Here is a 24,680-nt window from a genome sequence, read left to right as displayed (position 1 = left end):
TATCCTCGGTTGTTACTTTTGACATCGACATTGACCAGAGCTGCAGAACGCACACCCTAGTCCCGTAGTTCGGATATTATGAACTATGGCCACCAAGGTCAAGCGCTGCAGAAAATCACCATGAGACCCTTACTTCATCCTGCTATCGAAGACGTTCGACCCGCCGCGATTCTCCATGCGCTGTCGGACCCCAACCGTGCGGCGATCCTTGCCAAGATCCTCACTGACGGCCATGTCGAGGCGTGTGCTTCTGTCGCCGAGCTGGGCGATCGCGTGATTCCGAAATCATCGCTGTCGAATCATTTCAAGATCTTGCGCGAGGCTGGACTGATCCGCAGCGAGCGTCACGGTGTTGAGATGCGGAACCATTCGAGATTTCCAGAAATCAACGCCCGCTTCCCAGGGCTGGTAGCAGCGATCATCAACGCCTATGCATCGGACAACGCAGATGGCGCGCCTAACTTGAAATCGTAGGTCAAGATCCTACGCTGCGTGAACCAGCCGCTGGTCAGCGACCGCGAGCGGCGGCTGGTACGCATACTGGAGTGGAACAATATCAGCCTAGCCAGTTCGTGCATTCATTATCAGTCTCACTCCTACACACGGCCTTACCAGCCCCGGAGAAGCCAGCGATCTGCAGCGCTTCAGTGAGCAGCTGCAACTGATATCAAGCATTGAACAGCAACACGGCGGGCGCAGTCTTTTAAACGCTCCCTAACCCCGATAAACATAGATGTGTCCACTTCAAGTGCGAGCGTTCGTCGCGCTCGTTGCGGACAAGATTGGCATGCATCGCGCCATCGCTCCGGACGCAGGTCTGCGGCGGCGGCTCGGCCCACTCTGCCACGCAGGACAGCACAGGCATAAGAAGGTTACTCAGTGTTTCGAACGAAATTCATCTCCACCGCGGGCTTCCTGGTCGGCACGTTCCAGCCGAGGCCATTATTTCAACGCCAAGCGATAGCTGGTTAAGACGAATCGAGCTCGCCAGTAAAAGTTGCACGCCAAATCATAAGTCAATCATTAGCCAATATGCATTCACGTTTTTTTTTACGAAGCTCTCATGTAGCAGTGACGATTATAAACTTTATTGCGCTTCCAATAATCTTGAAACATTCGCTTCGCGGTTTCAATTTGCGTTACTAGGCAACAATCTGATCAACGAAGATGTACGTTAGCCAGCTCATTAGTCGCCGGTCCGCTCCCCATGCCTGACCCATCCGCGCCCGATCATCTACAGCGCAGTCTTTCCAACCGCCACTTGCAGCTAATCGCCATTGGCGGGGCAATCGGCACCGGCTTGTTCATGGGTTCGGGCAAGACGATCAGCTTGGCTGGGCCTTCAATCCTGTTCGTCTACCTGATCATCGGCGCGATGCTGTTCTTTGTTATGCGTGCCATGGGCGAGCTGCTGTTGTCCAACCTCGAATATAAGTCGTTCATCGACTTTTCCACAGATTTGCTTGGCCCATGGGCGGGCTTCTTCTGTGGATGGACCTATTGGTTCTGCTGGATCATCACCGCCATTGCGGATGTCATCGCGATCGCTGCCTACGCACAGTTCTGGTTTCCGGACCTAGCGCCGTGGATTCCAGCGGTGATTTGTGTATTACTCTTGCTTGCGTTGAACCTGGTGACAGTGAAGCTCTTCGGCGAGCTAGAGTTCTGGTTCGCACTAATTAAGATCATCGCCATCTGCGCATTAATTATTACTGGCGCGGGGCTGGTGATGTGGGGGTTCCGTTCGCCTTCCGGCAACCTGGCATCGCTGTCCAATCTGTGGAATGACAGCGGCATGTTCCCAATGGGAATTGGCGGGTTCTTCGCCGGATTCCAGATCGCAGTGTTCGCCTTTGTCGGCATCGAGCTGGTCGGCACCACTGCTGCAGAAACCGCCGACCCGCATCGCAACCTGCCTAAAGCGATCAATTCAATTCCTGTGCGAATTCTGATTTTCTATGTGCTTGCCCTGATCGCTATAATGGCCGTGACGCCCTGGCGGCAGGTAGTGGCCGGCAAAAGTCCGTTCGTGGAGCTATTCGTACTTGCCGGAATACCAGCGGCGGCAAGTCTGATTAATTTTGTAGTGCTCACCTCCGCCACCTCGTCGGCTAACAGCGGTCTATTTTCGACCAGTCGCATGCTTTACGGCCTTGCCGAAGAGCAAAATGCACCAAAGGGATTTGCGAAGCTCTCTCGTGCAGCAGTGCCAGCACGCGGCTTGCTGTTCTCCTGCGTTTGCTTGTTGTTGGGTGCCATGCTGGTGTACCTAATCCCCAACCTAATCACCGCCTTTACTCTGGTCACGACATTGTCGGCGGTGCTCTTCATGTTCGTGTGGTCGTTGATTCTGTGCGCTTACATCGCCTATAGGCGCAAGCGCCCGGAGCTACACGCAGTGTCAGCTTTCAAGATGCCCGGCGGTGTGCTGATGTGCTACGTATGCCTCGCGTTCTTCGCCTTCGTAATTGTCTTACTGACCTTACAGACCGACACACGCCAGGCGCTGTTGGCCAGCCCGATGTGGTTCCTGATACTGGCCGTCAGTTATCTAGCCAAATCGCGCAGCGCAAGCGAAAAGAAATGATAAACTCATCAATAAACGCAAGTATTCCTACCAAGGAGAGAGCACGCCTGCCGATTAGCATGAATTTCATTAATTTGTTTTGAAGAAGCCGAATTTGCATAAAATGCTTTTATTGGCTCCGCGCTTAACAAGCGCGGAGCTCTTATTTTTTCGTTGAATTCCCAATATATGCCTTGAATGAAATGGCATTCGGCGACCTAATAATACCCTCAACCCCATAAGGAAAACTAATTCTGCGGCATTTTTTCCACACAAAGCAAAAATGGCTTGCGATTTCTTGCAAGCACAGTCATGTCAAAATATAAATAATGAAACTTATTGAGGATGAGTTATTAAGTCCTGCGGATCGATGGCGTCTAGCCATTCAGCGGCCCCTGCGTCTTGCGGGCTTGAACTACGCTCCCGCGCATAGTATTTCGCACCCTACAATAATTTTCTAATATTTTTTTAATAACTTTAGATATAAGCCGAATATCGCGTCCACCTCTCCAAGGCAATCACTGTGCGATACATCCTGCAAGCTGCCATCACGTTGACTTTGATCAGTACTTCCCTGCCTTCCTTGGCTCAAGGGGGGGCTGCTGCCCAACGCAGATCAAGCTCGCCGGTGAGCACGGTTACGACCCAGTTGCCCCGTTCCGCTAGGCCCACGCATTACGCGGTAGAGATAACGCCGCATGCCGATACACTTACCTTTGATGGCAAGGTGACCATTGACGTCGTCGTGCTGCAACCCACTGACAGCATCACGCTACATGCGGCCAAGCTCACCTTTGTCAACGCCACGCTCACCCAGCGCAAGCGTGGCACGCCGCAGCCAGCCATGGTCAGCGCCAATGATGAGGAACAGACTGCCAGCTTCACTTTTGAAAAGTCGCTGGCGCCCGGTAACTACGTGCTATCCATCGCCTATAGCGGGGTGATAAACACCCAATCCAACGGACTGTTTGCTGCTGATTACCCGACACCGCAGGGCCCACGGCGTGCATTGCTTACTCAGTTTGAGGCGGCCAATGCACGCAACTTCATTCCCTCCTGGGACGAGCCCAACTTCAAGGCCACCTTTGATCTGGCTGTGAATGTACCGGCCGCGCAAATGGCGATCAGCAACCTATCGGTGGCCAAGTCCACCGCGATCGCCGGCGGATTGAAGCGGGTGGTGTTCCAGCGCACGCCCCCTATGTCCACGTATCTACTGTTCCTGGGTGTTGGCGATTTTGAGCGCGCCACGATCAAGGCCGAGAATGGCACCGAGATCGGCGTGGTGGCCCAGACCGGCAAGCTGGGTCAGGCGCAGTTTGCGCTGGAGTCGTCGCGCAACCTTCTGCATGAATACAACGCATATTTCGGCGAGCCTTACCCGTTGCCAAAGCTAGACAACATTGCCGCACCGGCACGCTACAACGCAGCTATGGAGAACTGGGGCGCCATTCTCAGTGCCGAAGCTTATCTGTTGCTGGATCCGGCAGTGGCTGGCATTGACGACAGGCAACGTGCCTTCGGCGTGGCCGCGCATGAAATCGCGCATCAGTGGTTTGGCAACCTAGTCACCATGGCCTGGTGGGACGACCTGTGGCTCAACGAGGGCTTTGCCAACTGGATGGGAGCGCGTACGACGCAGAAGCTGCACCCGGAGTGGGACAGCAACAACATGTTTCCAGCTCTGCGTAGCCGCAGTGCTATGCAGGGCGACGCATCTGCCACCACTCACCCGGTGGTGCAGCACGTGACCACGGTGGAGCAAGCCGATCAGGCGTTCGACCAGATCACCTACAACAAGGGTGAAGCGATCATTGCGATGCTGGAAGATTACCTTGGTGCCGAGCAATGGCGCGATGGTGTCCGGCGCTACATCCGCCAGCATCGCTACGGCAACACCACCACCGATGACCTTTGGCAGCAATTCGATGCCGTAGCGCCAGGCAAGCAATTCACTCACGTGGCGCACGACTTCACCCTGCAACCGGGCGTGCCCTTGATCAAGGTGCGCACCACCTGCACTGTGGGCAGCACCACGGTTGATCTGGAGCAGGGCGAGTACACGCTGGATCGCCCGAACAAGACGCCGCTGCGCTGGCGCGTACCGGTGGCTGTACGCGGTGCCAGTGGCACGCTCACGCGTGTGCTGGTGGACGGCACCGCGCAACTACAATTGCCTGGGTGCGGTGGGCCTGTTGTGGTTAATGCCGGGCAAAACGGCTACTTCCGCACGCTTTATTCGCCCGCTGATTTCAAGGTGCTGCGCACAGGTTTCTCCACATTGCCGGTCGTGGATCAGATGGGCGCACTGATGGACACCAGTGCGCTTGCCACCAACGCCCTGCAACCGGAGGCCGACCTGCTCGATCTCACCACCAGCGTGGCATCCACGGCACCACCAGACGTGTGGCAGGTGGTGGCCGAGCTGTTCGACGGAATCGACACGGTATTCGATGGCGCGCCCAAAGAGCAGGCCGCATGGCGTAGCTACGCGGCGTCGCGGTTGACGCCAGCTTTTGGCAACCTGGGCTGGGACAGCCGCGTCAACGAGCGCAGCCAGGTGAAGCTAGCGCGCGCGCAATTGCTCAGCGCGCTGGGCGCCATGGGCGAGCCTGCCATCGTCGCAGAAGCGCGGCGCCGCTTTGTCGCGTTTGAATCCGATCCCGATGCATTGCCGCCTGATCTGCGTAAGAGTGTGTTGGACATCGTGTCCCGCCATGCCGACGCCGCCACATGGGATCGTCTACACGTTCTGGCCAAGGCACAGACCAGCAACACGCTGCGTACGCAGTACTACGTGCTGCTTGCGAATACGCAAGATGCTGCGCTGGCACAACGTGCACTTGACCTAGGCATGACCAGCGAGCCTGGCGGCAACATCGGCATGCGCATGATTTCGCAGGCGGCACGCCAGCACCCGGACCTGGCGTTTGGCTTCGCAGTCGCGCATCGCGAACAAGTAGACACACTGATCGGCGCAACCTCCCCCAGCGGCTTCTACACGCGCCTGGTTGCCACCTCGGCCAACCGGCAGACCGCCGACAAGGTCAAGGTGTACGCAGACCACTATCTTGAGCCAGACGCACGCAGCAATGCAGAAAAAGCCATCGCCGCCATTCAAACGCGCGTCACGCTGCGAGAGCGACGGGTTCCGGAAATTGAAGCTTGGCTGAGAGGGCGTAAAGAGTGAGTGCATTTACAGATGCATCGTTCTGTTGCTGCTCGCCCCATGCCCTCAGTCCAAATCAAGTGGGGCTGAGGCTGGTTGATGGACTAAAGAGCGATCTAGCGCTTCACCCTTTGTTTCCATTTACATTCAATTAAAATCGTCTAAAAAAATATCTATTCAACGCAAATTACGAGTCACCCACCTTAACGACGACGCACAATTAGTCCGGAAAAATGGTATCAATAGCATGTATTGCTTTTGGTAGTGCAGCTCTTTATTGCTAGCGCAATCTTTTATTAAAAATCAACAGGCCCGATACAAAAATCATGGATTCATATAGAAAATACTTGAATTATTCAGGCGTGATTTGTCGAGCGCAGTTTTTTTTACTAGGTCGCGCCTGCCCAATGCTCCAATGATCTCAACAACATGGCGCGGCATCAATCCACAGCAAAACAGGCTTAGCTCGGGCCGGCTGAGGCTTGGCATCCGGGCAACGAGCAAGCGCTTGCCGCCGACTCGTTGCTACCGTTTTTTCGACAGCGTAGTGATTGATGAAGATAATGGACGTCGCTGGCGCATTCGTATTGCACGTCCATGTGTGCAGCCACCCAGCCGCGGTTTTCCGTCGCTGTGGATGCTGGACGGTAACCGGGCGCTTACCCACTTCGATACCGTCTTGCTGTGCCGGTTGTCGCAGCTGCCGGCGCCGCCCGTGCTGGTGTTTATCGATGCCGACCACGACCTGCTGATCGATTTGCCTACCCGCGCTCGCGATTATACGTTCCAGCCGGCCGACCATCCGTTCCTTAAAGCTCCCGATGCGCCAGACGGGCTGGTAGGTGGCGGCGCGCAAGCATTGCTCAATGCTCTGCTGCTGAAAGCAATGCCTGCTATCACACACCACGTGCGGTTGGATCACAGTAGGCAGGCGCTGTGGGGACACTCATTGGCCGGACTGTTCGTGTTGCACGCGTTGTATGCCGGCGACGGCCTGTTCACCGATTTTGCCACTGCCAGCCCATCACTATGGTGGGGGCAAGGCGCACTGTTAGGCACGCCCGAGGAGCACTTCATTGCAGGCGGGTCGCACTATCCCGCGCGTATATGGATATTTCTCGGTGGAGCAGAGCGAGCCGGCCAGATCGATCCGCGTAGCCGTGAACGTCCTGATCACACAGACTTATTGACTGCAATTCAAGGCGCGCCAGCTGATGCAGCATTGCATCTGGCAAGGCGCCTGGCGACGCTGCCAGGTCTTGCAGTGCGCTACCGCGAGTCCCCCGCCCTGCATCATGCGGCAATGTTCCATGCTTCATTGCGCGCGGTATTGCAACACATTGTCGGACTCCCGAGCCGGGGGCCTCGTAACCGCGGGTTATGAGTCGGTCGGGCTGTCGATGGCTACTACTGGCAAGCAAGTCAAAGCCGGCATGTCCCACACAGCCGTACTAAACGGCAATCGTGCGCTTCGCGCATGCAGCGGGAACTTTGCGGACGGCAGGAACAGGCGATTCTCCGGCGCGTGGATGTCGAACCGGCCAGTCTCTTGAAGCTTCGCCAGCAACTCGCTGTTCTTAAGCGTTTGCTGCTCGATGTTGTGGCGATCTTGAAAAAGCGTCCGGTAGTTCGGCATGGCTCAGGCTCCTTCCTATTGGCTCGCGGCTCGCTTCAACGGTTCACGACGTCGTAGAACCAGAGGCCGTCCGATTGGCCTTCATTGCCAATCCCCGCTGCCTCAACAGCGTCCTTGAACACCCGATCGCAAAAAACACCGCCATGGAAGGGAAGCCTGAAAACGTGGGCCTCTCCAAGCACGTCCCGTTTAAAAGCCAAACGACTCCCACCGGCCAAGCTGTAATACTTCCCGTCCTCATAGTCATCGCTGATCTTGATATCGAGCTCGGAGGCTTCCTCGTCCAAGGCATCCAACGTGCGAACGACATCGCAAAGGAAGACGGTCGGCCCCCTGGAGCCATCGATCAAGCGATAGTCGGCGTCAGTGAAAACGAAGGCATCTGCGTCCACGGACTCCATCACCTCTCGAAGCCGTTGGGACACCAACCAATAGCCACTGAAGCCACCCTCCAGGTCCTGCGGCAATTCCCCTTCGCTGGGGATGTAGACCAAGCGCGGAGTCTCTTGCAACGGAGGAAACCCGCCCTCGTCTGGCTTCAAGATGAGACGAGGAGGCGACAGCAATGCCTTCTCGTTCTCGAAGAACACGCCGTGGCCTTTTCCGCCCCGGCGGGCATCGGGCCGCAATTGGAAAAACTCACCGACCTTGGGTCCGTTGATCGTCTTCGTTTCCATGTATCCGGTCTCCTCCATGTAGCTGCCACCCCATTTATCTGCGCAAAAGTTTACCGCTCTAACCTTGTCCGTGCGACGCCCACCGTCCTGGATAGCGACTGGATCCAGAACGGCTAACACCCCCTCCTTGAACAATGTCTTTTAAGTATTTTGTACGCATGATCTGCAACAGGAGTCGGATGCCGTTACCGGCGCCTGCTGGGTTATTGACACGTGTTGCGCTGCATCCCACGACCGCCATATCGCTGCTGTGCGCGGCCGAATTGGTGCGCAATCGGCAAGCAACACGATGATGTCCGCACATACTTCACACCTGCTTGACAGACTCAAGCACGAGGTCTATCACTGGCTGCGGTCGGCAGTCCACGCCATCGGCGATCGGTACGACTCATCGACGGCAACAGCGTTTCCACGCGGCACGCACACTGGGAGAGGATTGTATGCAGCAGCGTCGTATCCACCCGCGTATCCGTGTTGCCGCGATCGCTGCCCCGAGGGTGCAGCGCGCATGACCAAGCACTATAAATTGAGCGCCATGCGCTCGCGTTCCAAATGCATCGCCGGCTACTCGCCGCCACGCCACTGACGCCTGCAACGCTGTTCTAGCTGGCAGACGCTCCGGCGCACTTCCCGTTCGGTCTTTCGCACACGTATCGCGCGTGGCGTTTATTGCCGTGCGCGTGTATCGCCGTGCAGATCGTCTGCCCTGACACAAGGCATCGCAAGGCCGTTACCCCCTGGTAACGCGGCCCAGCATCTGGCGAGGTGGCATGTGCACAAGCATGAGCGTTTGACCCGTAAGCAATTGATCGTGGCGATCCTGGCCGTGACCGGCATGGCCTCGGCAACGTGCGCCGTGGCAGGCACGGTGGAGGGAACCCTCAAGGAACGCAGCAGCGGCAAACCGGCTGCCAATGCGAAGGTACGCATCGCCGGCACCGCGTACAGCGCGGTGGCCGATGCGGGCGGGCACTTTGTCATCCACGACGTACCTGCCGGGCAGTACGCACTGAATCTGGACTACCCCGGTTTCAGCGCGGTAGAGACCAGCATCCAGGTCGGCGACAGCGGCACCGCTGCAGTAACCATCGCACTGGACGAGGTCAAGCAATTGAAGGCGATCAGCGTGGTGAGCAACCGCTACGACGCCAGCGATCTGAAGATCAATGCCGCCAATACCGTCGATGTGCTGTCGGCCAACGATCTGCAGCGCACCGCTGTGCACAACGTGGCCGAAGCGCTGGGCCTGATCGCCGGCATCAACATCACCAGTACCGGCTCGGGATACTTCGGCGGCATCGATGGCGCCGCACGCGGCGAAGGCATGTTCGCCTCGGTGCGTGGGTTGCCGTCCGAATACAACGTCAACATGATCGACGGCGTCACCGTGGCGCAAGGCATGCCGTATAGCCGCAGCGTGCAACTGAGTTTGTTGCCGCCCACCGGCCTGCAGACCATCGTGGCCAACAAGACCTCCACCGCCGACATGGACGGCGATGCGATCGGCGGCACGCTGGATTTCCGCACCCCCACCGCCTACGACTTCAAGGACGTGAGCAGCGGCAGCGTCACCGGTAGCGGCCGGGTGGAAAGCCGTGCGCGCGATTACGGCGGCGATGGATTGGGCGGCGGGTTTGGCGGCGAGTTCCAGCACAAGTTCGGCGACGCGCAGCAGTTCGGCGTGTATGCCAGCGCCTACTACGACTACCGCACCACCACCAACAGCGAAGTGGCCGCCGCCACCAGCGCGCTCAACGATGGCTCGTGGGAGTACTTGAACACCGATGCCAGCGGCGGCAACGCGGCCGGCTTCGATCCGCAACACAACCTCACCAGCACCGGCATGAATGTCGGTATCGCCGCGGGATGGGAGCGCCGTTACGGCGGCAATGCCTCGTTCGACTGGCACGTGGACGACAGCCTGTCGCTGTACGCGCGCATGACCTACGCCTACGCCAAGACCGAGCAAGGCACCACCTTCGTGCAGTTGCTACCGCAGGATGTGCGCTACGTACCGAGCGGCACGCCGGGAGGTTTCACGCCCGACATCGGCCGCATCGCGGCGCGCTTCTGGTACGAAACCAATCCGGAAATCGCAGACCTGGCGACGTTCCAGATCGGCGCAAAAAAAACGGCAGGCGGCTGGACCTTCCTGCCCAACCTGTTCTACAGCTTCGGTGACAACGACCGCCCCGACCATGTCGAAATCGACGGGCGGCAAGACAAGTTCACTCAGGACAACTACGCCTATTCCGGCAACACGTTCGTGCGCTACGGCGGCGGTGCGTTCCCGTACCCGCAACTCACACCCGCACTGCTGGCGCAGGTCAACAACATCCCGGCGTTGTTTGCCAGCAGCTATGGCGAACAGACCAAGATCTACTCCGGCCAGAAGAAAGGCGGCGCGCGTTTCGATACTCGCTACGACTTCGAAGATGGCGCGCTGCGGTCGGTGCAGTTCGGGGTGAAGTACAGCAAGAGCAGCCGCCGCTACACCAATCGCGACTGGTACACCGGCGGCGTGGACGGCACCACCACGCTGGGCGACCTGGGTATTTTCACCGGCACCTATGGGTCGATCTTTCCCGGTAAATACGCCTGGAACACACCGCGCGTGAGCGAAGCGGCGGTGGCCGGCGTGATCGCGCAGCACCTGACCGACGACGACCTGGACACCTGCGGCAGCGCGTTCTACGTCAACAACTTCAACTGCAACACCATGCGCGGCACCGAGGCGGTCAGCGCCGCCTATGCCACCGCCACCTTCACTGTGGGCAATCTGGATATCGTGCCGGGCGTGCGCTTCGAACACACCGGCATCGACAACACGTTCTGGGTGAGCCCGGTGGATGCGGACGGTAACCAGATCGTCGGTTACTTCGACCACAACAGCACCTCCTACAACGAACCGCTGCCCAGCGTGTTCTTGACTTGGCGGCCGAATCTGCGCACCGCGTACCGTGCGTCGCTCTGGACCAGCTACACGCGCCCGGCGTTCGTGCAATTAGGCGGCGGCAGCCAGATCGACATCTCCAATGGCGTCACCACCATCACCCAAGGCAATCCGGATCTGAAGCCGATCGAATCGACCAACCTGGACCTCTCCGGCGAATGGTCTACCGAACGCGGTGGGTTCTTTTCGCTGGCCGGCTTCTACAAGCAGCTGCGCAACTACATCTACGACGCTGGCTCGGCCCAGGCCAACGGCAGCACCACCGGCAGCGGCACGGTGCTGTACCACATGCCCACCAATGGCGGCGACGGCAAAATCTACGGAGTGGAACTCAGTGCGCGGCAAAAGTTCCAGGACCTGCCGGCGCCGTTCGACGGCCTGGGCATCAGTGCCAATGCCACCCGACAGCATGCGCGCGCCGACCTCGGGCTGGACGGCTTCGACAACGAACACATGCAGTCGGCGCCGTCGGCGATGGCCAACCTGGAACTGTTCTACGAACACAGCGGTTTTTCATTGAACCTGAGCTATCACTTCAGCAGCTCGTACCTGCTGGGCTACGACTTCCTGCATGAAGGCGCGCCGTGGAACGACCTGTGGGCCCGCCCGACCCGGCGCGTGGATCTGCACACCGGCTACCGCTTCGACAACGGCGTGAGCATGGACGTATCGATCTCCAACCTGACCAAGGAATACAGCTACTGGGCGCATGTGGGCCGCAAGAATCTGGCGATCTCCGACATCGTCGATGCGGGCAGCACAGCGCTGTTGACGGTGAAGTACGCGTTCTAGCGCAGCGGTGCATGACGCCGCGTCGCCGGTGGCGGCGTGGCGACGCCTTCCCTTTCGGCTGGAGAGACGATGAAGCGCAGGACCTTGTGCACGTTCGGCCTGTTCGCCCCGTTGGGCTTGGCGGCCACACCAGCGCTGCGATCGCCGGCGCGCACCGCGCTGCCGGCGCCGCTACCGGATGGGCAGCCGCATGCGTTCGGATTCGCGCACGGCCAGTTCACCCTGGACGGGCAGCCCTGGCAGCTGCGCAGCGGCGAAATGCATCCGCTGCGCATCGCGCGCGCCGATTGGCTGCACCGCATCCGCATGGCCAAGGCAATGGGGTTGAACACCATCGCGTTGTACCTGATGTGGAACGCGCTGGAACGCGAACCGGGGCAGTTCGATCTGGACACCGGCGAGCGCGATTTCGCCGCCTTCATCCGGCTATGCCAGCAGGAAGGGATGTGGGTGTATCTACGGCCCGGCCCGTACGTTTGCGCCGAGTGGACGCTGGGCGGGCTGCCGCCGTATCTGCTGCGCGAGCCGGACATGCGCCTGCGCGATGCCACCGACGCGCGCTACATGGCGGCGGTGCAGCGCTACATCGACGCAGTGGCGCCACGGATCGCACCGCTGATGGCCAGCGCGGGCGGACCGGTGCTGATGCTGCAGATCGAGAACGAATACAACATGCACGGCACCGATGTGGGCTACCTGCAGGCCTTGGCCGCGCTCTGGCGCGCGCACGGCATCGCCGGCCCATTCTCCCTGGCCGAGGGTCTGAAGGATCTGCGTCGCCGCAAGGCCTATCTGCCTGGTGCGGCACTGGGCCTGGATGGTGCGGACATGGCAGATCTGCAGGCCGCCACGCAGTTCGCAGGCGACGCGCCGGTCTGGGTGGCCGAAGGCTATCCGGGCTGGTTGACGCATTGGGGCGACGACGACGTTGCACGGCGCGATTACGCGCCGATGCTGCGGCAACTGATGGCCGCCGGTTACTCGTTCAATCTGTACGTAGTGCACGGCGGCAGCAACTTCGGCCTCAGCGCCGGTGCCAATGCAGAAGACGACGGCTCGCAATTCCAACCGGCGCTGACCAGCTACGACTACAGCGCTCCCATCGACGAAGGTGGACGTGCCACACCCGCCTACATGGCGCTGCGCGGGATCATCGCAACGCATCTCGGCACATCGCTGCCGCCGATACCGGCTGCGCCGCCGCGCGCGCGCTTTGCATCAGTCACTGCCCGCCCGGTGGCAGCGCTGTGGGACAACTTGCGTGTCGACCCCGTACACACCGAGCGGCCCACCGACAACCAGACCCTGCTCAAGCAGAACCTTGGATTGGTGGTGTACCGGCGTCGCATCGCAGCCGGTGCGCAACTACACCTGGGGCAAGTGCACGACTACGCGGTGGTGCATCTGGACGGTGCCGAACTTGGGCATGTGTCGCGCATGCAGCACGCACGCCTGCACAGCGACCCGCAGCTGGCATTGCCGCCGTCCACCGCTACCGAGCGCACATTGGAAGTGTTGGTCGACAGCTTCGGGCATATCAATTTCGGCCCGGCTTTGGGCGATGCAAAAGGCTTGCTCGGCCCGGTGCAGCTGGATGGCAAGGAGCTGCACGACTGGCAGGTGCAGGGCCTGCCGCTGGACGGCGACCACGCGCCGACGCTCCGCCCGCTACAAGCAGCACCCACCCGGCCCGGCCTGTTCTTCGCTGCCGACATCGCGTTGGAGACGGTCGGCGACATCTACCTGGACATGGGTCAGTGGCGCAAAGGCTATCTGTGGATCAACGGCCGCCTGCTCGGGCGTTACTGGAACATCGGCCCGCAGCAGTGTCTGTTCTGCCCTGGCGCATGGCTGCAGCCGGGCAACAACGCAGTGCTGGTGCTGGATCTGCATCAACTGGAACCCACCGCCATCCACTGCGCCGATGGGCTGACCTCGGCACACAACGCGCCCCCTGTCGCGGCACTCGCACACCCAGAGCGCTACACATGTTGACCGCTCCCATCGCGCCACTATCAGCCACGCCCGTCGCTGCACCGCCGCGCACGCTCGGCGTCTGGAGCGCCCTGTCGGCCAACCTGCTCAACATGATCGGCATCGGCCCGTTCATCACCATTCCGCTGGCGTTGTCGGAGCTGGCCGGGCCGGCGGTGTTGCTGGGCTGGGTCGCCGGTGCGCTGCTGTGCCTGTGCGATGGACTGGTGTGGGCCGAACTGGGCGCGGCGATTCCGCGCTCGGGCGGGCCGTATCACTATCTGCGCGAGGCCTATGGGCGCGAACACTGGGGGCGGCTGTTCGGCTTTCTGTATCTGTGGCAGACGCTGTTGACCGCGCCGCTGTCGGTGGGCTCGGCGGCGGTGGGCTGCGCGCAGTACCTGGCCTTCCTGATGCCGGGGTTGGGCCATGCCCAGCTCACCGCGATCGCGATGACGCTCTGCGCGTTCAACACGCTGCTGCTGTATCGCAAAGTGCGCTCGGTACAGGTGCTGTCGCTGCTGGTCAGCGCGGTGGTGATCGGCGCTTGCGTGTGGATCATCGGCAGCGGCGTGCTGCATTTCGATGCCGGCATCGCGGCAGAGTTTCTGCGCGCACGCCCTGCATCGCCACATGGGTTCTGGTTGGGCTTCGGCGCGGTGGCGCTGATCGCGGTCTACGACTACGGCGGCTACAACAACGTGTGCATGCTCGGCGGCGAAATCCGCAGGCCGCGGCGCACGATTCCGCGCGCGGTACTGCTCTCGATCCCGATCGTGGCGCTGCTGTATCTGGGCCTCAACATCACCCTGCTCGGCGTGCTGCCGTGGCAACAGGCCGCGCAGTCGAAGGCGGTGATGGCCGACTTCATGCAGACCATCTACGGCCCCACCGGCGCCACGGTGGCGGTGGCACTGATCGCGCTGGCGGCATGGGGCTCGGCGCTGGTGGTGCTGCTGGGCTATTCGCGGGTGCCGTATGCGGCCGCTGCGGCCGGGCAGTTCTTCGCGGTGTTCGCGCGGCTGCATCCGCGCGGTGGATTTCCTACGGTGTCGCTGCTGTTCGTCGGCGCAACCTCGACCCTGGCCTGCCTGCTCTCGCTGGAGGATTTGATCGCAACCTTGATGATCATCCAGATCCTGTTCCAGTTTCTGGCGCAATGCCTGGCGGTGGTGCTGCTGCGGCGCAAGCGTCGCAGGCGTGCGTTTGCGATGCCGCTGTATCCCTGGCCGCTGCTGATCAGCGTCGTGGGCTGGCTCTACCTGCTGGCCACCAGCCCGGGACGGCGCCTGCTCGCGGCAGTGTTGGCGCTGTGCGTGGGTAGCGCGGTGTATCTGATCCAGGCACGGAGGGAGCGCGCATGGCCGTTCCAGCTGCAATGAGCACTGCGCAGATCGCGGTGGTCGGCGAGGTATATCTCGACCATATCTTCAGCGGCTTCGCACGCTGGCCCGCACCTGGCGAAGAAGCGTTCGCGCAGCACTACCGGCGCGAACTCGGCGGCGGCACCGTCATCACCGCCTGCGCACTCGCGCAACTGGGCTGCAGCGTGCGTGTGATCGGTGCGATCGGCGCGCAGGATCGCGCGCTGTTCGTGCAGCGCCTGGGCGACTTTGGCGTTTCGGCCGACGGGCTGATCGACGCGCTCAGCGGTACCGGCGTGACCACCAGCGTGTCCCTGCAGGACGACCGTTCGTTCTTCACCTATGCCGGCGCCAATGCGGAGCTACCCGCGTTGCTGCTGCGCGAAGACACCATCGCCGCCCTGTGCGCGGCCACGCATGTGCATTTCGCGCTGCCGTTGCCGGCCGCAGTGGCGCGCACGCTATTGCCGCAGCTGACGCGCGCCGGCTGCAGCACCTCGCTGGATGTGGGCTTCAGCCCGCAATGGCTCGCCGACCCAGCCAACCGTGCCACCTGTCGCGCAGTGACCTGGTTCCTGCCCAACCAGAAGGAAGCCGCATTGATGGGCTGCGGCGACGGCGCCGACGCCTGCAGTGCCTGGGCACAGGCGCAAGGCCTGCATCAGACGGTGATCAAACAAGGCGCTGCCGGCGTGATGGTGGTCGATGCCGACGGTGCGCGTCTGATTGCCGCGCCCCAGGTGCAGCTGCGCGACAGCACCGGCGCCGGCGATGCCTTCGATGCCGGCTTCATCGCCGCGTCCCTGCAAGGGCGGTCACTGGACGCCGCTGCCCAACAGGGCTGCCGCTGCGGCGCGGCGTGTTGCAGCGCGCTGGGCGCACTGGACGGCCTGGTTTCCCTCTCTCCCCTTTTCTCCCCCACTGAGGACGTTCCATGAGTAGTTCTGTCGACAATCGCAAGCTGACCCTGATCGGCGGCGGCGGCGTGCGCACACCATTGGTGGTGTACGGCGTCAACGAAGCCGCCGAAGCACTCGGCGCCCGCGAGATCGTGCTGTACGACCCCGACCAGGAGCGTCTGGCCTTGATGGTGGCGATGGGCCGCGCCATCGTGGCCGAGTCCGGCGGCACGCTGCAGGTGCATGCCGCAACGTCGTTGGAAGCGGCCATCGAAGGCGCGCACTTCGTGCTCAACAGCATCCGCATCGGCGGCATCGCCCAGCGCGCCTCCGATGAAAAAACCATCATCGATCATGGTTATTCCGGTCAGGAGACCACTGGCCCCGGCGGCGTGGCCAAGGCGCTGCGCACGGTGCCGGTGGCGATCGAGCAGGCGCGCATGATCGAGCGGCTGAGTCCGGACGCATGGCTGGTCAGCTTCACCAACCCGGCCGGGCTGGTCACCCAGGCCATCACCGCGCACACCCGCGCGCGCGTGGTCGGCATCTGCGATACGCCGGTGGAGCTGTTCCACAACATCGCGCGCGCCTTGGGCGAGCCGGCCGCCGATGTGGAGTGCGACTACGTCGGCCTCAATCACCTGGGCTGGATACGTGCGGTGCGTTTGCGCGGGCAGGACATCATGGATCGCATCCTCGACGACGACGCCATCCTGCGTCAGCTGTATCTAGCCCCGCTGTTCGATGTCGAAATGCTGCGCGCGTTGCGGCTCATCCCCACCGAGTACCTGTATTTCTTCTACGAACGCCGCCGCGCCCTGGACAACCAGCGCGCCAGCGGAGCCAGCCGCGGTGGCGAGATCGAGCGGCTCAACCGCAGCCTGATCGCCGACCTGCGCAGCCGCCTGGAGGCTGGCGACAACGCCGGCGCGGTGCAGACCTATGCCGCCTACCTGGCGCAGCGCTCCGGCTCGTACATGAAGCTGGAAGCCGAAGCCGGCTCGGCGTTCGCACCGGATCTGGCGCCGCAGCCGGATCCGTTCCGCGCCAGCACCGGCTATCACCGCATCGCGGTGGACGTAATGAGCGCATTGACCGGCGCACGCCCGGGCCGGCACGTGGTCAACGTGCGCAACCGCGGCGCAATGGCCGAGCTGGCCGACGACGACGTGGTGGAAATCGCCGCAGACATCGACCGCGACCGCATCGTGCCGATTCCCGCCGCGCCCCTGCCGGACGCGGTGCATGGCCTGGTGCGTGCGTTCAAGGCCTACGAGCACGCCGCGATCGACGCCGCGCTCAGCGGCAGCCATCGGGATGCCTGCAAGGCCATGCTGATCCATCCGGCGATCGGCGAGTGGGGCCCATCGCAGCGCCTGCTGGACGCCTTGTTCGGGCACGACCACGACGACGGCCACTGCGCCGGCCCGGCACACTGGCGCGGGCATGCGGCCGGGTGATGGAGCCGGCCTGCGGATATCGGCGTGGCCGGCACCACGCCGATGCTGGACGCCTTGTTCGGGCACGAACACGACGACGGCCACTGCGCCGGCCCAGCGCATTGGCGCGGGCATGCGGCTGGGTGATGGAGCCGGCCTGCGGATATCGGCGTGGCCGGCACCACGCCGACGCTGGACGCCTTGGACGACCACGCCCACGCGACGGCCACTGCGCCGGCCCGGCGCACTGGCGAGGGCATGCGGCTGGGTGATGGAGCCGGCCTGCGGATATCGGCGTGGCCGGCACCACGCCGACGCTGGACGCCTTGTTCGGGCACGACCACCACGACGGCCACTGCGCGGGCCCGGCGCATTGGCGCGGGCATGCTGCCGGGTGATGGAGCCGGCCTGCGGATGTCGGCGTGGCAGGCACCACGCCAACGCTGGACGCCTTGTTCGGGCACGACCACGACAACGACGGCCACTACGCCGGCCCGGCGCACTGGCGCGGGCATGCGGCTGGGTGATGGAGCCATCCTGCGGATATCGGCGTGGCGTGGCAAGCACCACGCCGCTATCCGCAGATGTTCCAGCCAGGCCGCGCCGCCATGGCCTGGCAGGCATCCGGCGGCGCGCGCACCCCCAAAATTGTGCAAACGCACTATGCAGTTTCGACGCACACGTTGTATGGTCATCGGGAATTGGTCATGCATAGGTCTCATCGCCCAGGCTGCCGTCTCGCAGCCGCCAGCGCAGGGAGCACCGTCATGCGGATCGCAGGTCGAATCCATGGAGTCTTGAGGTCATGCATACCCGCCGCGACATCCTTCAGCTACTGGGCGCCAGCGCCGGTGCCGGCCTGCTGGCCAGCGCCCTGCCCGCGTTCGCGGCCGCGCCTGCCGCCGGCGCTTCCACGGCCGGCGGCGCCTTCGTCAGCAAGCGCCCGCCCAAGGCGCAGCGCCGCTTCGTCAGCAAAGCGGTCGAGCAGCAGATCGTGCAGATCAAGGCGCAGATCGCCGACCCGGAACTGGCCTGGCTGTTCGAGAACTGCTACCCCAACACGCTCGACACCACGGTGGAAACCGGCACCCGCAACGGCAAGCCAGACACCTTCGTCATCACCGGCGACATCCATGCGATGTGGCTGCGCGATTCGTCCGCGCAGGTGCATCCATACGTTCCGCTGGCCAAGCGCGACCCCGCGTTACGGCGCATGTTCCATGGCCTGATCCAACGCCAGGCCGCGTGCATCCGGCTCGACCCGTATGCCAACGCCTTCCTGCCCGATGGCCAGACCCAGCGCCTGAAGTGGTCGCTCAACGACATCACCGAAATGAAGCCCGGCGTGGGCGAGCGCAAGTGGGAAATCGATTCGCTGTGCTACCCCATTCGCATCGCGCACGAATACTGGCGCGCCACCGGCGACACCGCTCCGTTCGACGACGACTGGCGCGAGGCGATGCACGTAGTGGTCAAGACCTTCCGCGAACAACAGCGCAAGGACAACCGCGGCCCGTACGTGTTCCAGCGCCCCTCCCCGCTGGCCACCGAAACCCTGGTGCTGGAAGGCTACGGCCAACCGACCAAACCCAACGGCATGATCCACTCGATGTTCCGCCCGTCCGACGATGCCTGCGTGTTTCCGTTGTTCGTACCAGCCAACCTGTTTGCGGTGGCCTCGCTGCGGCAGTTGGCGACGATGAGCACCGCCTTGCATCGCGACACCGCCTTCGCCGCCGAGTGCACCGCACTGGCCGATGAAGTGGAAACCGCAACGCGCCAGTTCGGGCAATTGCGCGATACCGATGGGCAAGCCTATTGGGCCTTCGAAGTGGACGGCTTCGGCAATCAGCTGTTTATCGACGACGCCAACGCCCCCGGCCTGCTCAGCCTGGCGTACCTGGGCTGCTGCGATCGGCGCGACCCGGTATTTTTGCGCACGCGCCAGCTGGCCTGGAGCGAACGCAACCCGTATTTTTCGCGCGGCACCGCGGCCGAAGGCGTCGGCAGCCCGCACAGCGGCATGGGCACCATCTGGCCGATGTCCATCGTGCAATACGCGCTGGTCAGCGACGACGACGCGCAATTGCGCCAATGCCTGCAGTGGCTCAAGACCACCCACGCCGGCACCGGTTTCATGCACGAAGCGTTCGACAAGGACACCCCGAGCACGTTTACCCGCGACTGGTTCGCCTGGGCCAATACCTTGTTCGGCGAACTGATCATCGACCTGCATCAACGCAAACCCCAACTACTGCGCAGCGCCTGAACACCGCGCAGCGCTTGATTGCTATCCGAAGCACCTGATTGCTACTCGAAGCGTTTGATTGCTATCCAAAGCGCTGGACTCCTTCCTTCTCCCGCCTGCGGGAGAAGGTGCCCGAAGGGCGGATGAGGGTGCCCCGGCATCGGCCCGCACATTCAGAGACAACACCCCATGGCAACACGACGCGGTTTTCTCCAAGGCGCCATCGCTGCAGCATTGTTCGGCAGCGTGGGCCTGCCCGGCGCAGCCCGCGCACGCGCCGGCAACTACGCGCTGCCCGCCGATGCGCGCACGCGTGCCGAGCTGACCCGCCATGTCGATGTGTTCATCGGCACCGGTGGTCATGGCCACACCTTCCCCGGCGCCACGCTACCGTTCGGCATGGTGCAGCTGAGTCCGGACACCTACAACGCGGTGTGGGATTCGTGCTCGGGCTATCACGAATCCGATGGCTCGATCATGGGCTTTTCGCACACGCATCTATCCGGCACCGGTATCGGCGACATGCTTGATTTCCTGCTGGTGCCGGCCACCGGCGAGGTCAAGCTGGTGCCTGGCTCGCTGGATAACCCGGATGCTGGTTACCGCTCGCGCTTCGATCACAGCGACGAAGCCGCCTCGCCCGGCTATTACCGCGTGCGGCTCAAGGACAGCGGCGTGCATGCCGAGCTCACCGCCACCGCGCGTGCAGGCCTGCACCGTTATCACTTCCCCAAGGGCAAGCCGGCGCACGTGCTGCTCGACCTGTGCCACGGCATGCAGGACAAACCGGGCATTCCCACCCGCGTCAGCGATGCGCAGCTGCGCGTGGTCGACGCGCAAACCCTCACCGGCGGGCGCCGCGTCTACCAGTGGGCCAAGGGGCGCTACATCTACTTCGCCATGCGGCTGTCGCGGCCGTTCGCACGCGTGCAGCTGTACAACGAAGACCAGCCGTTGGCAGCCGACACCCGTAGCCTCGATGGCACCCATCTCAAGGCCGCGCTGCACTTCCCGGATGCCTCCGATGCCCCGCTGCTGATCAAGGTCGGCATCTCTGCCGTCAGCGCCGACAACGCGCTGGTCAATCTCGACGCCGAGCTACCGGACTTCGACTTCGCACGCGTGCATGCGCAAGCCGTGGCGACCTGGGAAAAAGAACTGGCCCGCGTGCGCATCGACAGCGATGACGATGCGCAACGCCGCATCTTCTACACCGGCCTGTATCACAGCCTGCTCGCACCCACGCTCTTCAGCGACGTGGACAACCGGTACCGCGGCATGGACCTGCAGATCCACACCGCGCCCAAGGGCTACAACAACTACAGCACTTACTCGTTGTGGGACACCTACCGCGCCGCGCATCCGCTGCTCACCCTGGTGCAACCCGAGCGCGTGCCCGACCTGGTGCAATGCCTGGTGCGCGGCGCCAACGAATGCCCGGACGGCGTCGGCATCTGGCCGCTGCAAGGCGTGGAAACCGGCTGCATGATCGGCTACCACTCCGCCGTGGTGCTGGCCGAAGCGCACGCCAAGGGCTTTACCGGCATCGACTACGCCGCCGCGTGGCCGGCCTACCGCAAGCGTGCGATGGACGACACCACCCACGGCCTGGCGTACTACCGCACGCTGGGCTACATCCCCGCCGACAAGGTGGACGAAGCGGTCAGCCGCACCCTCGAATACGCCTATGACGACTGGGCCTGCGCGCACCTGGCGCAGGCCGCCGGCGCGGTGGACGATGCACGCGCGTTGCGCAAACGCTCGCGCAACTACCGCAACGTGTTCAACCGCGACAGCGGCTTTGTGCAGGCGCGCCTGGAAGACGGTAGCTGGGCCAAACCGTTCGACCCGCGCGGCATGGGCCACATCGCGAAGTGGCGCGATTTCACCGAATCCAACGCCTGGCAAGCCACCTTCCTCAATCAGCATGACCTGTACGGTTACATGGAGCTGTACGGTGGCCGCGATGGCTTCGTCGCCAAGCTCGACGAGCTGTTTTCCACCAGTTCCGAACTGCCGGCCGATGCGCCGCCGGATATCGACGGCCTGGTCGGCCAATACGCGCACGGCAACGAGCCCAGCCACCACGTGGCCTATCTGTTCGCCTATGCAGGCCAACCGTATAAAACCCAGGCGATGGTGCGCCGCTTGCTGCGCGAGCAATACCACGACGCGCGCAATGGCCTGTCCGGCAATGAAGATTGTGGGCAGATGAGCGCGTGGTTCGTGCTCAGCGCGCTGGGCCTGTATGCGGTGGACCCGGTCAGCGGCAACTACATCGTCGGCAGCCCGTTGTTCAAACGCGCAGAACTGGATGTGGGCAAGGGCCGCACGCTGCGCATCGTGGCCAACAACACCAGCGCGCAGAACGTCTATGTGCAATCGCTGAGCTGGAATAGCAAGCCGATCAATCGCGCCTGGCTGCGCCACGCCGATCTGGCCGCAGGTGGCACGCTGGAATTCACCATGGGTGACAAGCCCAATCCAGCCTTCGGTGCGAACACGGAGGATTTACCGCCGTCGTTCGCATAACGGCGCACGCCCCAAGCAACTCACCCCATAGAGAAGTCGACCGATCCCTGCCATACAAGCTAAAGGCACGCGTCTCACTCCTGGCGTAAGCGAGCGGATTGCAGTCCACGTCTCCCGCAAGCGGTAGGCTCGCTCGCACCTCCTTTCGCAAGCAGGAGGCTCGCTCTTCCCTTCTCCCGCAAGCGGGAGTCCTGCCTTCCTTTCCCTTCTCCCGCAAGCGGGAGAAGGTGCCCGAAGGGCGGATGAGGGCCCCACCCACACCCCGCCCCACCCAACACCCCATTCACCACGCTTGTCACCAGTCATGCGTCACCGCCGAGAATCGCCCATGTTGCGCACCACCCTCAGCCCCCTCTTCCTGGCCCTCGCGTTCGCGCTTCCCGTCACCGCCATTGCCGCCGACACCGAGCGCTGGCCCAGCGTCGGCACGCAGGGCACGCAGTTCGTGCGCGACGGCAAGCCGTATCAGATCCTCTCCGGCGCCATCCATTTTCAGCGCATTCCACGCGCCTACTGGAAGGACCGTTTGCAAAAGGCGCGCGCGCTCGGCTTGAACACGGTGGAAACCTACGTGTTCTGGAACCTGGTCGAACCGCAGCAAGGCCAGTTCGATTTTGCCGGCAACAACGATGTGGCCGCCTTCGTCCGCGAAGCCGCCGCGCAAGGCCTCAACGTCATCCTGCGCCCCGGCCCTTACGTCTGCGCCGAATGGGAAGCCGGCGGTTATCCCGCGTGGTTGTTCGGCAAGGACAACATCCGCGTGCGCAGCCGCGACCCGCGCTTTCTCGGCGCCAGCCAGGCGTACCTGGATGCAGTGGCAAAACAGGTCCAACCGCTGCTCAACCACAACGGCGGCCCCATCATCGCCGTGCAGGTAGAAAACGAATACGGCTCCTACGACGACGACCATGCCTACATGGCCGACAACCGCGCCATGTTCGTCAAGGCCGGCTTCGACAAGGCGCTACTGTTCACCTCCGACGGTGCCGACATGCTCGCCAACGGCACCCTGCCCGACACCTTGGCGGTGGTGAATTTTGCGCCAGGCGAAGCCAAGAGCGCGTTCGACAAACTGATGAAGTTCCGTCCCGAGCAACCGCGCATGGTCGGCGAATACTGGGCCGGTTGGTTCGACCATTGGGGCACGCCGCACGCCAGCACCAATGCCAAACAACAGACCGAAGAACTGGAGTGGATCCTGCGCCAGGGCCACTCGGCCAACCTCTACATGTTCATCGGCGGCACCAGTTTCGGCTTCATGAATGGTGCCAATTTCCAGGGCAATCCCAGCGACCATTACGCGTCGCAGACCACCAGCTACGACTACGACGCCATCCTCGACGAAGCCGGCCAGCCCACGCCCAAGTTCGCATTGATGCGCGATGCCATCGCGCGCGTCACCGGCGTGCAACCGCCCGCGTTGCCGGCACCGATCGCCATGGCCACACTGCCGGACACCCAACTGCGCGAATCTGCGTCGCTGTGGGACAACCTGCCTGCACCAATCGCCATCGACACCCCGCAGCCGATGGAGCATTTCGGCCAGGATTACGGCTACATCCTCTATCGCACCACAATCACCGGCCCGCGCAAGGGCGCGCTTTATCTGGGCGAGGTGCGCGACGTGGCGCGGGTATATGTCGATAAGAAGCCGGTCGGCAGTGTCGAACGTCGGCTGCAGCAGGTCTCCACCGACGTGGACATCCCGGCGGGCGAACACACGCTGGACGTTTTGGTCGAAAACAGCGGTCGCATCAACTACGGCACGCGCATGGCAGATGGCCGCGCAGGCCTGGTCGACCCGGTGCTGCTGGACAACCAAAAACTCACCGGCTGGCAGGCCTTCCCGCTACCGATGCGCTCGCCCGACAGCATCCGCGGCTGGACCCGCAAGCCCGTGCAAGGCCCGGCGTTCCATCGCGGCAGCCTGCGCATCGGCACGCCCACCGACACCTATCTGGACATGCACGGCTTCGGCAAGGGCATCGCCTGGGCCAATGGCGTGAATCTCGGACGGCATTGGTCCATCGGCCCGCAAACCGCGCTGTATTTCCCTGCGCCGTTCCAGCGCAAGGGCGATAACAGCATGGTGGTGTTCGACCTGGACAGCACCGCCAACCCCAGCGTGCGCGGCCTGAAACAGCAGGTGTGGATCAAGCCGAAAAACTGATGACGTCACCTTCGCGCAGATCCAGAAGGTGGCAAGCAACTGCAACACTCAAAACCCCTCTAATGCCGGAGAGGGGTTGGGGTGAGGGTACGGGGCGGGCCGCATGTATCAGATGGAGGGGCGCTGCACGCGTCAAACCCACCAGCGTTCGCGGGTAAGCGTGCCGTTCCACAAAGCGTTTGTTCGACAACCAGACGAAGTTGCGCCGCACCCTCATCCGCCCCTGCGGGACACCTTCTCTCGAGGGGGAGAAGGAATCAA

14 protein-coding genes are annotated in these 24,680 nt (G+C 62.5%); 12 read left to right on the top strand and 2 right to left on the bottom strand.

Annotated elements, in window-relative coordinates; translation table 11 throughout:
• The first annotated feature begins 78 nt into the window (after nucleotides 1-78).
• The 4 genes from RQH86_RS10360 (at nucleotide 79) to RQH86_RS10345 (ending at nucleotide 7,119) form a co-directional block, all read left to right on the top strand.
• Nucleotides 79-474 carry a helix-turn-helix domain-containing protein gene (locus tag RQH86_RS10360; RefSeq protein ID WP_236699239.1) on the top strand — a complete coding sequence of 132 codons (396 nt, stop codon included), beginning with the start codon at nucleotides 79-81 and terminating at the stop codon, nucleotides 472-474.
• 733 nt (nucleotides 475-1,207) lie between these two features.
• Nucleotides 1,208-2,587, top strand: a complete 1,380-nt coding sequence (gene cycA, locus RQH86_RS10355) for a D-serine/D-alanine/glycine transporter (protein WP_311238669.1) — start codon at nucleotides 1,208-1,210, stop codon at nucleotides 2,585-2,587.
• Between the two features lie 502 nt (nucleotides 2,588-3,089).
• Nucleotides 3,090-5,756 (top strand): M1 family metallopeptidase, encoded by a 2,667-nt coding sequence (locus tag RQH86_RS10350; RefSeq protein ID WP_311238668.1) that lies wholly within the window; start codon nucleotides 3,090-3,092, stop codon nucleotides 5,754-5,756.
• 394 nt (nucleotides 5,757-6,150) lie between these two features.
• Nucleotides 6,151-7,119 (top strand): alpha/beta hydrolase-fold protein, encoded by a 969-nt coding sequence (locus RQH86_RS10345; RefSeq protein ID WP_311238667.1) that lies wholly within the window; start codon nucleotides 6,151-6,153, stop codon nucleotides 7,117-7,119.
• Here the strand turns inward: RQH86_RS10345 and RQH86_RS10340 are convergent.
• Both RQH86_RS10340 and RQH86_RS10335 read right to left on the bottom strand, forming a co-directional pair.
• A complete protein-coding gene (locus RQH86_RS10340) occupies nucleotides 7,114-7,371 on the bottom strand; it encodes a hypothetical protein (protein ID WP_311238666.1) in 258 nt (85 codons plus the stop codon). The genes RQH86_RS10345 and RQH86_RS10340 overlap by 6 nt on opposite strands.
• 35 nt (nucleotides 7,372-7,406) lie before the next feature.
• Nucleotides 7,407-8,048, bottom strand: coding sequence for a DUF1629 domain-containing protein (locus RQH86_RS10335; protein WP_311238665.1), 642 nt, complete (start codon nucleotides 8,046-8,048; stop codon nucleotides 7,407-7,409).
• An 835-nt stretch (nucleotides 8,049-8,883) separates the two neighbouring features.
• On the opposite strand from RQH86_RS10335, the gene RQH86_RS10330 reads away from it, so the two are divergent.
• The 8 genes from RQH86_RS10330 to RQH86_RS10295 all read left to right on the top strand — a co-directional run bounded on the left by RQH86_RS10330 (nucleotide 8,884) and on the right by RQH86_RS10295 (nucleotide 24,419).
• Nucleotides 8,884-11,793: a TonB-dependent receptor gene (locus tag RQH86_RS10330; RefSeq protein ID WP_311238712.1), complete on the top strand. Its 2,910-nt coding sequence runs from the start codon at nucleotides 8,884-8,886 to the stop codon at nucleotides 11,791-11,793.
• A gap of 69 nt (nucleotides 11,794-11,862) precedes the next feature.
• Nucleotides 11,863-13,788 carry a beta-galactosidase gene (locus tag RQH86_RS10325; protein ID WP_311238664.1) on the top strand — a complete coding sequence of 642 codons (1,926 nt, stop codon included), beginning with the start codon at nucleotides 11,863-11,865 and terminating at the stop codon, nucleotides 13,786-13,788.
• Complete coding sequence (locus tag RQH86_RS10320; RefSeq protein ID WP_311238663.1) at nucleotides 13,782-15,149, top strand: APC family permease; 1,368 nt, start codon at nucleotides 13,782-13,784, stop codon at nucleotides 15,147-15,149. The genes RQH86_RS10325 and RQH86_RS10320 overlap by 7 nt, the downstream gene beginning before the upstream one ends.
• Nucleotides 15,128-16,069, top strand: a complete 942-nt coding sequence (locus tag RQH86_RS10315) for a PfkB family carbohydrate kinase (RefSeq protein WP_311238662.1) — start codon at nucleotides 15,128-15,130, stop codon at nucleotides 16,067-16,069. The genes RQH86_RS10320 and RQH86_RS10315 overlap by 22 nt, the downstream gene beginning before the upstream one ends.
• Entirely contained in the window at nucleotides 16,066-17,490 is a 1,425-nt protein-coding gene (locus tag RQH86_RS10310; RefSeq protein WP_115554344.1) for a 6-phospho-beta-glucosidase, read from the top strand. The genes RQH86_RS10315 and RQH86_RS10310 overlap by 4 nt, the downstream gene beginning before the upstream one ends.
• Before the next feature lie 784 nt (nucleotides 17,491-18,274).
• Nucleotides 18,275-19,738 carry a glycoside hydrolase family 125 protein gene (locus tag RQH86_RS10305; RefSeq protein WP_115513585.1) on the top strand — a complete coding sequence of 488 codons (1,464 nt, stop codon included), beginning with the start codon at nucleotides 18,275-18,277 and terminating at the stop codon, nucleotides 19,736-19,738.
• Between the two features lie 168 nt (nucleotides 19,739-19,906).
• The gene (locus RQH86_RS10300) at nucleotides 19,907-22,249 is read left to right on the top strand and encodes a GH92 family glycosyl hydrolase (protein WP_311238661.1); all 2,343 of its coding nucleotides are present in this window, start codon (nucleotides 19,907-19,909) and stop codon (nucleotides 22,247-22,249) included.
• Between the two features lie 328 nt (nucleotides 22,250-22,577).
• Nucleotides 22,578-24,419 (top strand): beta-galactosidase, encoded by a 1,842-nt coding sequence (locus RQH86_RS10295; RefSeq protein ID WP_311238660.1) that lies wholly within the window; start codon nucleotides 22,578-22,580, stop codon nucleotides 24,417-24,419.
• The last annotated feature ends 261 nt before the right edge of the window (nucleotides 24,420-24,680 follow it).

This window comes from Xanthomonas sp. WCS2018Noco2-27 (genome assembly GCF_031843525.1).
In the GTDB taxonomy this organism is placed as follows: domain Bacteria; phylum Pseudomonadota; class Gammaproteobacteria; order Xanthomonadales; family Xanthomonadaceae; genus Xanthomonas.
This window is presented reverse-complemented; position numbering and strand designations above follow the sequence as displayed.